This window comes from Lentibacillus kimchii, assembly GCF_042666895.1.
Classification (GTDB): domain Bacteria; phylum Bacillota; class Bacilli; order Bacillales; family Amphibacillaceae; genus Lentibacillus; species Lentibacillus kimchii.
In genome coordinates, this window is sequence record NZ_JBHTGR010000015.1 from 1 (window position 1) to 13,817 (window position 13,817).

Below are 13,817 nucleotides of genomic sequence, written 5' to 3' on the forward strand. Positions count from 1 at the left end.
TGTGGGTGTGTTTTGGCTAACTCTATTCTACAGGAAAGGGTCTTCCTTTTTCTATGACCATTATTGAGTCATTGCGATTTACACAAACTATTTTACGCTCTCAAGGTTAAAACAGCCTTTTATACTAATAGACTATATACATACAATTTTACTAGGTCTAGAAGTAACTTTTTGTTTGAATCCTGTCTTTTAAGATGGGAGGGCGAGAAAAACTTAATATGCTGATTAATAGTTAACAAAGCGGACGAATTTCCCCTTAATCTGAATTGATGATAAACTTGCATCCATAGGTCTAATAGCAATACTCGTGACATGGGATGGATATGGCGGGAATGATAGTGATTATAATATTGATTAAATGCGGGAGAAGCAGTCCCTTATAACTGGTTCTCTTTTTCTGTGTTTAACTGATAGCGGGAATAGGTTGGACTAGCTGACAAGCACTTGTGATCGAATCATTCTTCATCGCAGGTGCTTTTTTTATAAGCTCTCCCGCCCTTAAAGCGTCGAAAAACCCAAATGCCCTTTGTATTATGCCGGTGAAGGGAGAGAAGTAAGATGAAATTATATTATGCTGATGGCAGCTTGAAATACAGTGGCGAAGGAGAAGACGGCAATCCTGCAGGCCAGGGAATCGCCTACTGGGAAACAGGCGTTATATGGTACAAGGGTGAATTTAGCCAGGGGAAGCCCAATGGCTGGGGTGAGATGTACTTTCCCAGCGGCCGGATACGCTATCGCGGGGAAATAAGTGACATTAAATTTTGCGGCTATGGAACCGAATTCTATGAAAATGGCCATGTTAAATTCACAGGGACGCAGAAGAAAAGTCACTATTTCTTTTATGGCACGCGGAATTATATTGAAGGATGCCTGTATAATATCGATGGCAGCCTGAAATATGAAGGAACGTTCAAAGGTACGAAGAACTATAAATATAACGTTGGTGTCGAGTATTTGGCAGACGGCAGGCGCGTTCTCCATGGATTTATCCGGAAATAATACAGGAGGTGCACACATGACATGTGTTCAGTGCGGACGTGAGGTTTCCTTTAAGTACCGTGTCAATGAGGATGGGGCTATCTTCTGCGGGGATGATTGCTATGAGGCATGCGGTGATGATGCGCATACGGACCGGCATCACCCTTATATTGATGTGTATGAGTATGTGCGGCGCGAGTACATACACTGGATGGAAGATTGGGAAGACCGTTTAATTCTGGCGGACAAATATATCGATGAAGTCAATCAGATGATCAGTGACATCGATGCTTTGATCAGCGAACATATGGATTTTTATCTATCAGATGGCGATGATGGCGTTTTTCATGCTGAGATCAGGAAGTACTTGCACAAACTTAACCAGCTTGAAAAGACTATTATTCAGTGGCGGCCGGAGCGGGACGTGTATTACCAGGTGGCCGTGATTTTCAGGCGGCAAAGCCCGGTGCAGCTGCGGGATATGCATGAGACAGGTGTCCGGCACCTGAAAGAGGAAATCAGGACACGAACGGGGCGCGCGGAGCATGTCTTAATCGAATGGCTGGATCTGAGCTTTGCCGTCCCGGAATTCTGGCTGCTTCAGGACAATACGATCGAATTAACCTATGAGACACGGGCTGAAGCTGAGGAGGTACGTGACCATTTTCAGGCGCTTTTTGCCGATGATATGGCGGAAATAATGGTTGACGACGTTTTTTCATGCGATAGTGGCTGCGGTCTGTTTTTACCCGACACCATGGCCGAATGTGCGTCTGAAGGCTGGCACTACGAGTCTATCTGTGCTCAAACAGATTATCCCGGTATTTTTGCACAAGACGAATTAGCGAGTTTAGTCGCTAAAGACGTTGACGATGTGCCATTCTTGATTGATGTCTGGTTTGTCGGAAAAATTAAACGGTCGTGTATTATGCATGATATGGACTATCCGGCATGGGTTGCGCTGGCAGAGCTGTAGCGGGTTTGGTTTTGGGGGGTGCCAGGTACATAAACAATTCAGAATTGTTTATGTACCTGGCACTGTATGTGGGAGATGCACGGAAAGATAGGGACAATGCAGATTAAAAGGAAAATAAAGCATGATAAGCAAGCCTTCATAGGAAAGATCTAAAGGCTTGAAGTGCTGTTATAGGATTTAAAGATTAAGCGATTCTTTTATAAGTATGGTATAAGTCATTTAGGACAGGAATAACTTTTAGTTTTGCCTGATTTACGTTCACAGGTAAATACGTTGGCGTTGGTATTGGCGTATTAAAGTTGATTCCTTGGTTCGTCCGATGGGAATTATAGTAGTTATGAACATATTCGGGCAGTTCCTTTTGCAAATGAGCTTCACTTAATGGATTAAGATAATTAAATGATTCCCTGCGAAGTGTCCCGTTTACACTTTCGGCTATAGGATTTTGCCAAGGAGAACGGTAGAATGTCGTTTTTGGTTGAATCCCCGAAGAAGCTAAAAAATCCTTAATCTCTTTAGAACGGAAATCCGGATCATTATTGAGGATGAGATACTTGGGATCCAATCATACGATTGTATTTTCGATGACGCTGACTCAACCCATGAGTTTTAGAAAGTGTTCATTTTTATCGAGCAAAAACTGTCTATTTTAGTTTAGCAGTCACACCCCTGTGTTTGGCAAGTTAAAAGTACATAAAATGGCAATACTTTTTACATAACCTTGCCAGTTATCCCATATGATGCTAATAATTATTCAAAACTCTTGGCTAAAGCGTTTGACAATCGATAGCTATCACCTGTAAAGGTGATTATGTGGGCATGATGCACCAGTCGATCCATAATAGCTGCCGTCAGACGTTTGTCGCCGAATATTGTATTCCATTGTCCAAACTCAAGATTGGACGTTACAATCACGCTTGTTTGCTCATAACACTCGGCAATTAGGCTGAACAGGAGTTCAGCCCCGTCTTTATGAAAGGGCACAAAACCCAGTTCATCCAAAATGACCAGATCTGCCTTTCGAAAACCCTGCATAAATCGATTCAAATGACCATTTTGATGCTTCTCCAACAGTTTGGATACGAGACTGTTAACCCGGTAAAATCTTACTTCCTGGCCGTTCCGGCATGCTTCGACTCCCAACGCGGTGGACAGATGTGTTTTACCCGTTCCGACAGATCCAACCATCATAATATTTTCCCGGTCTTTCATGAAAGTTAAATCCTTTAATGAACTTAGTGTAACCGTTGATGGAAACTCGGGAGCCCAGGCTTCGTCATAGTCCTCCATGCTTTTGAACTGGCTGAATCCAGCCTTTTTAATTAAGCGCTGCACTTTATTGTTTTCCTGTGATTTTGCCTCTTTCTCTAAGCAGCGCAGAAGGAATTCCTCATGGGTATCAGCCTCAATTTGATCATAAATGGCTCCCACATGGCCCAGTTTTAATTTCTTGCAGTAAGCCTGGATGCGTTCATCCATTGACATTATGACCACACCTCCCCTGTAAGTACATCGTACGCCTCGAGAACAGGCTCATAATTCCTGACACCTGAAGGTGTATAGGATTCTTCAAGACGGTCAAATGGGCTAGGTTTTTCGGGATGTATCGTACGATACAATTCCTGATAAACCACGCCTTCTTCATCCCAAAGGTGTGGGGCGATATGCGTAATCGCTTCGGCAATCTGATCAATTTGATAATCCTTACCAAGCCATTGGATGAGACACTTTAAGCGTCTTTTTCGGTACACGAGATCGTCAATGGACAGGTATCGCTGAAGCACCTCCGGAAGGGCTGAATAAACCATTGTATAGGGAACAGCTCTGGGTTTGTTCTGGATCTGCTCGAGTTCCTGAGTCCAATTGATTTTCTGTTGTTTAAGACTATTCGGACGTGGAAGAACAGCTAATGTTGTATATGTTTCATCCATTACCTCCAGGCTATCCCAATAGATTTTTAAAGTGACAGACTGCTGAGCCATCCCTTTTGGTACTGGAAGGCGTTCCCGGTCCACATGGACATTTCCATATTTGTCGAGTGTCGCTGTTTCCAAATGAACGACTTCAAACGGATCCCGGGGAAGCTGTAGAAGCTTGACCTGTTCTTCTTCCTACAATGATTGAACGAGTTGTTTATGTTTATAATGTTCCTGATCCATAGCCCTCAGGGCTTTTTGATGCATGACGTTGTTAATCTGTTCCCACGATGTCATGACCGGAACAGGCACAAACCAGTTTCTTCTGCTTGTGCCAACTTTATTTTCCACATGGCCTTTTTCATAACCAGCACGAGGATTACAGAATACAGCTTCAAATCGGTAATGAAGCTTAAAACGGCGGAACATATCCGTTAAATCACGTTCTCCGTGCCCCTTTATCTTCGCAACAGCGGCAGATAAGTTATCAAACCATAACTTGCGCGGCACACCGCCTGCCTGATCAAAAAGCTGTTTAAGTCCCTCCAGAAAGCAGGTGGTATTCTCCCTGGGCAATACCGCCAGATAAGCGGCATTACTGTATGGAAAAGACATCGCCAAATATTTGACCTGAAGCCATGTCCCGTCATAGATCACGTCGGCTGTCCCAAAATCAACCTGTGCTTCACCGCCTGGATGTATCAGGTCGCTATAGGTCTTTTGATCTTGCATCAGAGCCTTTTTTCGTTCCGACACGTAACCGGTAACGGTTCGAACACCTCCGGTATAATCACATTCATCCCGAAGACGCTGATAAATTCGTATATTGGTATGACGCTGTTTACGCTTCCGGGACAGGTCCTCCGTCAACCATGCATCGATGATATCTAAGTACGGGCCCAGAATGGGGTAACGCTTCATGCGATGCCGGATGTCAGGGCTCCAATCATCCCGATCAGCATATTTTTTGGCAGTCCGCCAATTAATGCCAAGGCGTTTTGCCAACGAATTGATTGATAACCCTTCCTCTTCGCGCAAAAAATTGATATAGTCTACTTGAGCCATTGCTAGCATTCCTTTCATACCTCCCCATGTTTATTGCTGTATTCATGTAAGAGGTTAATAGAATTTGGGATGACTGGCAAGGCTCTTTTTTATAATGGCAGTTGTGTAGTTTTAGGCTGCCAAATTATGTACTTTAATTCTGCCATAAACAACCCCCCGGTGAGTGCGTTTAATAAGCGTGGAATCCACCAATTAAATGGTAGATTCCACGCTTATTTTGGTGGTAAACGGCTCATTTAAGATCATATTTGGCTAATTCTTGTCTCATTTCCTTTATGTCCTGGTCGCTATAAAATGACCTGACTTCCACGTCTGTGCTTATATCAATCGCTTCCAGAGTCTTCTTTAAACTGATGGCATGGTTTGGCTGCCTTGCAGCAGACCCCCGCTCCTGCGCTTTGTGGTTAAATCCATCCATAATGATTCTCCCTTCCTGATTTTGTATCAGCATACACAGGCTGTTTTGTTTTTTCGATACCATCAAAACCAATTGAGGAATGATACAATGGTCATAATAGGGAGGGTGGACAATGGTCGAGTATAGTTTATTAAAGGAACCTGATACAGCTATCCAGGAAATTAATCAGAAGGTAGGACAGCTTGACAAAATAAAACTTTCCAATAACCTGAGAGGTCAGCCTTTTGACGAATTTAGAGATTGGCGATCTGGTGTGAGTGATCTGTTAGCGGATCTTTTCGCGGATAGAGCCATCAGTCAAGCGTTTTTGACGGAAAGCGAATTTATTAAGCGTGAGCTGCCGGAGGACGATACGATTAAACAGCTTAACGAAGCACTCGATAAAAGCAAGATTTATCTGGAACAATTAAACAATGGGATTAAGATGGGGGCGTATAGACCTCTTGCGGATCACCGTGATTCGGGGAATCGCTCATGACTGACGTTTTATCTGTTTAATGCAGTGAAGGGAATAGATGAAAGGGGCGAGTGTTTTGAAGCATTTAACATTGGAATCCAAGGAATTTAAACGTGTTATGCAAAACCTTCATTTGGAAAACCTTAACCTGCCTCTTGAGAAGCAAAAACGAATTCTTAAGATTGTTAATTCAGGAGCTGAGATTACACCAAGCCTTATTAAGGATTTGATGGAACATGAGGACGTATAACGAACAGGAAAACGACAATTATCATTTTATGGGTGCCAGGTACATAAACAATTCGATATTTTCAGAATTGTTTATGTACCTGGCACTGTGTGTGGGCACTCTGGAAAATGAGGAAAAACTTGTGTAAACTGACTCTAGTTACCAGTTAAACTAGTTGCAGGAACTGTTGATTTTATTTGTCATTGTCACTAAAATATTCTAATAGAACGATTAAACAATCGTTTGTTCATTTTTTCAGGGACTTGCTTTTAAGCCTTGTCCTGATGAAAAAATATTTAGCAAAGGGAGAGGACATTTGACTATGAGTAAGAAAACGAAAACATTTCGTAACGTAGCGATTTCGACTATGGCTGCATCAGCAACTGTCGCAGCTGTAGCACCTGCGGCCGTATCGGCAGAAGATGTTAGTTTTTCCGATGTAACCCCAGAACATACACATTATGATAATATAATTAAGATGGCAGAACAAGGAATTATTCAAGGTCATCCAGATGGCACTTTCAAACCTTACAACAATATCGTACGCGGTCAAATTGCCGCTATGCTGACGAATGCACTAGATCTCGATACGCCTGACAATATGGATGAAGTCCTGGCGCAATACGACGACGTTGACGGCAATAGTGATTATGCTCCGGTAATCGCAGCTGTCACTGACGCTAATATTTTCAAAGGTGACCATGGTCACTTTGGCGAGTTCGAGAACATCACGCGTGAGCAAATGGCAACTGCTTTAGTTGAAGCCTATGATTTAAACAAATATGACAATCAAGGCATGAATGCTGATCTCAATCGAGAGCATATCAGTAATTCTCACGTAGATAACGTGCAGACATTGGCTAACCTGGGCATCACCATAGAACTGGATAACTACCGTGCTTATGAACAAGAGCGCCGTGATCAGTTCGCAACAATGATCGCAAAAACGGAAGAAGTTGTATCAGAAAACGCTCCAGGCGTTGAAAATGTTGAGACAACTGTGAATGATGATAATACATTCTCCATCAGTGGCTCAGCAACTGGTATCGCCGATTCAGCTCATCTCATCGTAACAGATGGAGACGGCAAAAAAGTCATCAACAACGAGGATATTGACATTAATAAAGATGACAATAGCTTCAGTTTCACATCAGATCAACTTGATGCAGGTAACTATAGCTACACGATCATGGGCATGGAAAATGGCAACCATGGCTCACTGAAATCCGAAAGCGGTAAATTCGAAATTGAAGCACCAGCTGTTGAAGATGTGAGTGCGGTTACTTCTAAAACAGTAGATGTTACTTTCAATCAACTACCGGATGATGTCAGCAAAGACGATTTTGAAATTGAAAATACTGACAATCAATATGACGATGTGAAAATCGACAGTATGTCAACTGAAGATGGCAATATTAATCTTGCCCTAACCTCAGCTCTTTCTGAAGATACTGACTATGAATTGACCTATACTGGTCAGGATGAGGATCAAACTATTGATTTCACTTACGAAAAAGCAACACCAACTGATATTAATGTAACAACTGAGACAGTTGCTCAAGGTGAAGACTCTGTTAATCTGAAATCCGAAGTATTAGCTGATGATCAAAATGTTACTGAAGACTTTGATGTCACATACACATCTGATTCTGGTGACGTTGAAAAAGACGGTTCAGTTGATACCAGTGATATGAAAGATGGCGATTCGTTCATAGTAAGAGCACACGTTGGTTCTGGCGATAATGCTATTGAGTCGGACAAGCAAGTTGTTACAGTTGAAGATTCAATGGCCGACAGTTATCAGTTCTTCACAATCAATGACAATGGAGACGTTGACGAAGATCTTAAAACTGAAGATGCCAAACAAACCGTTAATAATAACGCTGATACAGTAGGTAACTATATTGTTCCTCACGTTAATGATCAATTCGGTAAGGCTATTACCGATGGCAATTTCAAGTTTGAATCTCTGAACCCAGAGACGATGCTCGTAGATGAAAACAGCGGTGAAATTAAGGGCGTTTATGACAATGGTAATGCTCAAGTCAAAGTCACAGCTCCAGGCACTAACTTTGAAAAAGTCATTAATGTGAATGTTCAAGAACCGGCTGAGGTAAGTGATTTTGAACTATCTGATTCATCAATTAATACTTCAAACACTGCTGATACGCAAAACGTTACTGTAACGGTCAAAGACCAATATGGTAATGCTGTTGATGAAGAAGACGTAACAGCTGAAACAGATAGTGACAGTGTTTCTCTTAATGATGGCATTTCCACTAACGAAGATGGCGAAGCAACCATAGAGATTACGCCTGAAGAAAAAGGTGAAGCAACGGTAGACGTTAAAGTAGGTGAACTTGATAAGCAGACGATTACTGTTAATGTCACGGAAGCTGGAGACACAGATGATTACGAGATTGCCAATACTGGTGATAATCTTGAATATGATAAAAATGCCGATGATGATTCACTAGAATTCAGTGTTTATGGTGTAGACGCTGACGGTAATCATACTGATAAAGATCCTGAAAATGGTGTTGATTTCAAAGTTACTAATGAAGACGGAGAAGAAATCGATACTTCTAATGGTGAAACTGTTAAAACCTATAATGTTCAAAGCAAGGTTAATTCAGGTAACCTGGAAGTAGGCAACTATACACTTTCAGCTTCTAAAAATGGCTTTGACTACGGCAGTGTAGACTTTAAAGTAGTTGACTCTACACCAGAGTTAAATCATGTTTCCTTTGACAGTAACTCCTTTAAACTGGAAGGCCAAAAACAAGACTTAGTCGACCTTCTTAATGATCAAGGCGTTACGATGACTGACCAGAATGGCGACGTCATGATGACTGAAGACAGTGACGGCAATGATGTAAAAGCAACATTAGATGAAGATGATATTGAATCTGTTGACGTATCTAACGATAATATATTAAACCATTTTGTGAATGATAATGACACTAACAGGATAGCAGGCAAAGGTGCTGGCGAAACGATAGTCAATGTCAAATTTAATACGGGTGAAGATTCTACTCAAACAGTAGCATTTAGTGTTAAAAACACAGTTGATAGTGCAAATGAACTAGAGTATGCAATAGATCACACTAGTGATGATGCAGCTGATACCATCACTTTGGGTGGAAACATTGATTTAAACTCACCATTAGACTTGAATAGTCAGGTAACATTAGATGGTAATGGTCATAGTATTGATCAAGAAGTAAAAATTACTTCAGATAATGTTACCGTTAAGGATCTAAATTTAGATGTTGCGGAAGCTAATGCAATTGATGTTGCACACGGTGTAACTGAAGCTAATCTTGAAAATAACGTGATAAATAACACTGGTCAAATGGCTATTTATTTCAATAAGAATAGCAGCGGTGAAGTTATCGGAAATGAAATCACTGATTCCAGAAAAGGTATTGGTGCCGATACTAGTGAGAACGTAACTATTAAGAACAATGATATTACATTCAGTGAAGTTGGAATTGAATTGTTCGATGGCAGTGGTGATCATCGAGAAGCCATTAACAATTCTACAGAAGAGTCGAATTTCCCTCAAGACAATCAATATGACGTATCTGGTAACGAATTTGAGGAAAATACCGCAAAGTAAACGAAAAAGGTGAGGTGTCTGTCCTTCCCGATATTTATCGAACGAAAGTTCTTGTTAAAAAAGCTCTGCGGAGATAAGTTCTCTGCAGAGCTTTTTTTGTGGTGCGGTGTGGTACCAGGTACATAAACAATTAAGATATAGTCGATTAATTTCCTGCTAGTGAACATTATTCAGCAGTTGAGAAACCTAAAACAAAACTTTCCAGTTAATCGTGGAAAATGAAGCTGCCTTATGGAATTATATGTTAAAGTAATTATAACAAATAATTATAAAGAAGAGGATGTTATCAATATGGCACCCATTCCAATAATGGCTTATAAAGATTTAAATGAGTTCGCTAAGCACTGCGGAGAAAAATTGCTTGAAGAAAGCGGAAATATCGAGAAATTTGTTTATCCGGATGAGGTACGGCATGATAATGATGAATCGACATGGCAGGAATATATAGATGTGATGAAGCAGAAAAATGACGATCTCCTGTCGAACCTTGGCCGTAATGCCAATATCTACGCTATACATAAATGGTCCGCGGCAGATAAGAAATGGATACCTATGTACGTGGGAGAGCGAAAGACGGGTGGCATGCGTGAGCGGATAACGCAGCATTTAATCGATAAGAACGTACAAACAGGTTCAAAGCTAACGGAAGTCAAGAAAATGGTTAGGTCAGGAGAATCTATTGGTGTTTCATTTGTAAAAGTAGAGCCTGAGTCGCTGCGATTGTATGTCGAGGAGCAGATTATAAGTAACTTTGAAGGCTATCTTTGGAATATTCAAGGGGCTGTCAAGGGTTATAATAACCAGGCACCTTTAAATACAAGTGGTGGTCCATCCCCAGCGACGTCCGGTAACTAAAGGACGGCTTGAAATCATGCAGACTGCTTTCATGCTGGATTCATAGTAATTGAGGTAAAAGTTGGACAGTCTGGTCTCAGTTACCGAGGGAATATACTTGCAGGACTGTTGTTTTTTACATGCTGCTAATTCTACAATAATGCATAGTTCATAGTTACTATGTTCTATTGGAGTAGTTTACGAGTTTTTCTCGGATTTATTTCTATACTCAGATCCGGTGAAAGATATACAGCAAAGAAAGGATTCGTTTTACGATGAATAAGAAAACGTTTCGTAACGCAGCCATTTCGACAATGGCAGTATCGGCAACAGTTGCTGCAGTAGCACCTGCAGCCGTATCGGCAGACAATCAAGTGGACTTTGTTGATATTGATCAAAGCAATACACACTACGAAAGCATTATGGCGCTGGCCTGACAAGGGATTATCCATGGCTATAATGATGGAACTTTCGCGCCTTATGTAAAAATGAAGCGCGGCGGCGTAGCAGAGATGTTCGTACAAGCACTTGACCTGGATACCCCTGACAATGTCAATAAAGTACTTGAACAATACGATGATGTTGATGCAACCAATGATCATGCTGAGGCTATCGCGGCTGTAACGGAAGCAGGCATTTTCCAAGGTGAAAACGGCCATTTCGATGAGTATGGCACGATTTCCCGTGAACAAATGGCAACTGTCCTTGTTGAAGCATATGACTTGGATAAATATGACAACGGTGACGATGTTGATTTAAATACAGATGGCATTGATGCGTCACACGTTGGTAACGTTCAAATCTTAGCTAACCTGGGCATCACGAATCAAACGGACGGTTTCGATGCTAGAGGCGCACTTTACCGTGACCAGTTTGCAACGTTCATGTATGAAATGCAAAAAATGATTGAAGGATATGCGCCAGGTGTTGATAAAGAAGCGCCAAATATCAGCGTTGACAGTGATAGCACAGTCAATGTGGACCATGATGCTGATTTCAGCATTCCAAAAGCAACAGCGGAAGATAATCGAGATGGTTCCGTTAAGGTAGACACACAAATCACGGATTCAGATGGCAATAAAGTAGATAGCATTGATACATCAGAAGCGGGAAGCTACATTGTAACGTACACCGCTGCAGACGAAGATGGCAACAAGACAGCAACGGCTATTACGGTGAATGTTTCAGAAAACGAACCTGACGAAGATAACGAGGAAGAAGTTGATGAGGTTTCATTCAGTAATGTTTCTGCCGAGGCAGTAGCTCCAAATAAGCATGCACTAGAATATGGAAACTATATGTATGAAGTAACTGGCACAGTTTCTAACGTTGATAAAGGTGAAGAAATTGAATTCATATTCCACTCTAAAAAAGACGAAGAAGACCAAGACTTTACAGCAACTGTCGATGCTGATGGAGACTTCGATCTTTCCCCAGCATTAGTTGAAGTGGAGGGTGCGCCTGACACCGTTGACGTTTCTTACACTGATGATAATGGCGAAACAACAGAAAAAAACTTATGATTTTGATAAGCACCTAAAAGAAAGCAAAAAGAACGAAGATAGCAATGAGTAAAACGCTTGGGTGCCTGTCCTTCCCGTTTATCGAACGAACGTTCTTAATAAAACTAAAAGCTCTGCGGAGATAAGTTCTCTGCAGAGCTTTTTTTGTGGTGCGGTGGTGCCAGGTACATAAACAATTCCGAATTGTTTATGTACCTGGCACTCTAACAACTCTAGCAAACGTAATAGATGTGAAATCCTGCTGATAGGGGTTATACTAATTGTATAATAATTTTTTAAAATGAGGGATTTAAATGAGTAACGCAATGGATGGTGCTGTTAATGGCTGGCTGCAGCATCGGATGGTACTGGATGATTTGCTGGCACTGGTCGATGATGCGCACTTGCATTACAGGCCATGGGAAGGCGCCATGTCTCTTGGGGAACTGACGATACATCTCGTAACCACAACTCATAAGTTTATGACAGGCATTAAAAAAGGCGAATTCGATGAGCCGCCCAATGTGGGGGATTATCAAACCATAGATGAACTGCGCACTATCGTACAGCATTACACTGATCAGACGCAGGAAGAGATTTCATCGATTTTCACCTGGCAGATGAAAGGGTACGTTTTATATGGTGATATGCGTGCACCCGGTACATATTGGTTTTCCCATGCCATTGATTATGAGGTTCACAATAAAGGTCAGTTGTTCACCTATCTTCACCTGATTGGCGTCAAAGATTTACCCAAGTTCATCCGCCGTCCAGACGAAATGTAATCATATACATATACGCGGGCAGTCTCCCATCCCAGTTGCCTTAAAGCAGTTAAGATGGGTGAATGCATCAGAAGTCCTGTGGAGAGAATTCTCTGCGGGACTTTATTTTTTGGGTGGTGCCAGGTACACAAATGATTCAGAATTGTTTGTGTACCTGGCACTTAAGCCGATGTTATTCTTCCGAGTGTTTTAAGCCAATACGAATTAGTTCTAAAAAGGCTCCAGTTCGAGTAGCAATATCTTTTTCTTCTTGATACTTCTCCACTTTTTTAATTAATCTAACGGGAATTCTTATGTCAATTCGTTTTGATTCCAAAGACAAATTAGATCACCCCTATGATTTTTTCGTGTAATCACTCCTATTATCGACATATTTTTCATTTTTGACAATCGCCCATAAGAACTAGAATTTACAAAATCCGTTAAAAGTTGCCCAAAAAACCATATTTTTGTCTTGAATTGTACGTGAAATTGTTTCGACTTATACGTGATATGCCTGTATAGTCACAATTGTGCTTTAATTCAAAAAGGAAATATAGGAGGTCTCGCAGGGATGAAAATTAAAAATAAATTAATAGCCAGTGCGGCCATTACGTTAGTAGGAACGCTTAGTTTCGTATCCGGAGACGTATCAGCACATCAACCAGATACTGCAGATATATTACACAATCAAAATCAACACATCCAGGAAGAGACTCGCTCCCATAATGTTGAAGAACTATCTGAAACAAAAAATCAATTACAAAAAAACACATCATCCAAGATCACAGATTCCGTTAACCTTTTGAATGATAAGCAGAAAACATATCTGAAACAATCTCAGCATGATATAGAAACATACTATAACGACCGCCTATCTGATTTGGAAGATGAAGCAAAAGCGCTGCAGAAGCAAAACTTTGAAACATACAAGAAAAACAAGCAGGAGGAAATTGACGACAGAACAGAAAAAGTTCTGCAGAAATTGCTTGATTAATTGTGATTAGAAACCTAATCGGGTTTTTAATATATATAAATTTATTTTAGGAGGAA

The 13,817-nt window shown here is 41.1% G+C and carries 16 protein-coding genes and 1 pseudogene; 11 read left to right on the forward strand and 6 right to left on the reverse strand.

What is annotated here, in order from left to right; genetic code table 11:
* The first annotated feature begins 558 nt into the window (after nt 1–558).
* Both ACFQU8_RS07555 and ACFQU8_RS07560 read left to right on the forward strand, forming a co-directional pair.
* A complete protein-coding gene (locus tag ACFQU8_RS07555) occupies nt 559–1,002 on the forward strand; it encodes a toxin-antitoxin system YwqK family antitoxin (RefSeq protein WP_382358601.1) in 444 nt (147 codons plus the stop codon).
* A 16-nt stretch (nt 1,003–1,018) separates the two neighbouring features.
* Complete coding sequence (locus tag ACFQU8_RS07560; RefSeq protein ID WP_382358602.1) at nt 1,019–1,957, forward strand: hypothetical protein; 939 nt, start codon at nt 1,019–1,021, stop codon at nt 1,955–1,957.
* Nucleotides 1,958–2,141: 184 nt separating this feature from the next.
* Here the strand turns inward: ACFQU8_RS07560 and ACFQU8_RS07565 are convergent, their stop codons facing one another.
* From ACFQU8_RS07565 to ACFQU8_RS07585, 5 genes and pseudogenes are all read right to left on the reverse strand, one after another.
* Nucleotides 2,142–2,522 (reverse strand): integrase core domain-containing protein, encoded by a 381-nt coding sequence (locus tag ACFQU8_RS07565; RefSeq protein ID WP_382358603.1) that lies wholly within the window; start codon nt 2,520–2,522, stop codon nt 2,142–2,144.
* Between the two features lie 185 nt (nt 2,523–2,707).
* Nucleotides 2,708–3,436, reverse strand: a complete 729-nt coding sequence (istB, locus tag ACFQU8_RS07570; RefSeq protein ID WP_449280300.1) for an IS21-like element helper ATPase IstB — start codon at nt 3,434–3,436, stop codon at nt 2,708–2,710.
* Between the two features lie 5 nt (nt 3,437–3,441).
* Nucleotides 3,442–4,029: pseudogene (locus ACFQU8_RS07575) on the reverse strand (hypothetical protein); the annotation flags it as partial.
* Between the two features lie 39 nt (nt 4,030–4,068).
* Complete coding sequence (gene istA, locus ACFQU8_RS07580; protein WP_382358605.1) at nt 4,069–4,956, reverse strand: IS21 family transposase; 888 nt, start codon at nt 4,954–4,956, stop codon at nt 4,069–4,071.
* A gap of 214 nt (nt 4,957–5,170) precedes the next feature.
* The gene (locus ACFQU8_RS07585; protein ID WP_382358606.1) at nt 5,171–5,389 is read right to left on the reverse strand and encodes a hypothetical protein; all 219 of its coding nucleotides are present in this window, start codon (nt 5,387–5,389) and stop codon (nt 5,171–5,173) included.
* 79 nt (nt 5,390–5,468) lie between these two features.
* Here ACFQU8_RS07585 and ACFQU8_RS07590 point away from each other — a divergent pair, with 79 nt between their 5' ends.
* The 8 genes from ACFQU8_RS07590 to ACFQU8_RS07625 all read left to right on the forward strand — a co-directional run bounded on the left by ACFQU8_RS07590 (nt 5,469) and on the right by ACFQU8_RS07625 (nt 12,785).
* The gene (locus tag ACFQU8_RS07590) at nt 5,469–5,834 is read left to right on the forward strand and encodes a hypothetical protein (protein ID WP_382358607.1); all 366 of its coding nucleotides are present in this window, start codon (nt 5,469–5,471) and stop codon (nt 5,832–5,834) included.
* 55 nt (nt 5,835–5,889) lie between these two features.
* Nucleotides 5,890–6,063 carry a Zn-dependent hydrolase gene (locus tag ACFQU8_RS07595; RefSeq protein WP_382358608.1) on the forward strand — a complete coding sequence of 58 codons (174 nt, stop codon included), beginning with the start codon at nt 5,890–5,892 and terminating at the stop codon, nt 6,061–6,063.
* A complete protein-coding gene (locus tag ACFQU8_RS07600) occupies nt 6,050–6,190 on the forward strand; it encodes a hypothetical protein (RefSeq protein ID WP_382358609.1) in 141 nt (46 codons plus the stop codon). The genes ACFQU8_RS07595 and ACFQU8_RS07600 overlap by 14 nt, the downstream gene beginning before the upstream one ends.
* A gap of 174 nt (nt 6,191–6,364) precedes the next feature.
* Nucleotides 6,365–9,664, forward strand: coding sequence for an S-layer homology domain-containing protein (locus ACFQU8_RS07605; protein WP_382358610.1), 3,300 nt, complete (start codon nt 6,365–6,367; stop codon nt 9,662–9,664).
* Nucleotides 9,665–9,895: 231 nt separating this feature from the next.
* Nucleotides 9,896–10,519: a hypothetical protein gene (locus tag ACFQU8_RS07610; protein WP_382358611.1), complete on the forward strand. Its 624-nt coding sequence runs from the start codon at nt 9,896–9,898 to the stop codon at nt 10,517–10,519.
* A 254-nt stretch (nt 10,520–10,773) separates the two neighbouring features.
* On the forward strand, nt 10,774–10,935 hold the full coding sequence (locus ACFQU8_RS07615; RefSeq protein ID WP_382358612.1) for a hypothetical protein: 162 nt from the start codon (nt 10,774–10,776) through the stop codon (nt 10,933–10,935).
* Nucleotides 10,936–10,986: 51 nt separating this feature from the next.
* The gene (locus ACFQU8_RS07620; protein WP_382358613.1) at nt 10,987–12,021 is read left to right on the forward strand and encodes an immunoglobulin-like domain-containing protein; all 1,035 of its coding nucleotides are present in this window, start codon (nt 10,987–10,989) and stop codon (nt 12,019–12,021) included.
* A gap of 293 nt (nt 12,022–12,314) precedes the next feature.
* The gene (locus tag ACFQU8_RS07625; RefSeq protein WP_382358614.1) at nt 12,315–12,785 is read left to right on the forward strand and encodes a DinB family protein; all 471 of its coding nucleotides are present in this window, start codon (nt 12,315–12,317) and stop codon (nt 12,783–12,785) included.
* A gap of 172 nt (nt 12,786–12,957) precedes the next feature.
* On the opposite strand, the gene ACFQU8_RS07630 is transcribed toward ACFQU8_RS07625, so the two are convergent.
* A complete protein-coding gene (locus tag ACFQU8_RS07630) occupies nt 12,958–13,101 on the reverse strand; it encodes a hypothetical protein (protein ID WP_382358615.1) in 144 nt (47 codons plus the stop codon).
* Between the two features lie 237 nt (nt 13,102–13,338).
* Here ACFQU8_RS07630 and ACFQU8_RS07635 point away from each other — a divergent pair, with 237 nt between their 5' ends.
* Nucleotides 13,339–13,761: a hypothetical protein gene (locus tag ACFQU8_RS07635; RefSeq protein WP_382358616.1), complete on the forward strand. Its 423-nt coding sequence runs from the start codon at nt 13,339–13,341 to the stop codon at nt 13,759–13,761.
* Nucleotides 13,762–13,817: the final 56 nt, after the last annotated feature.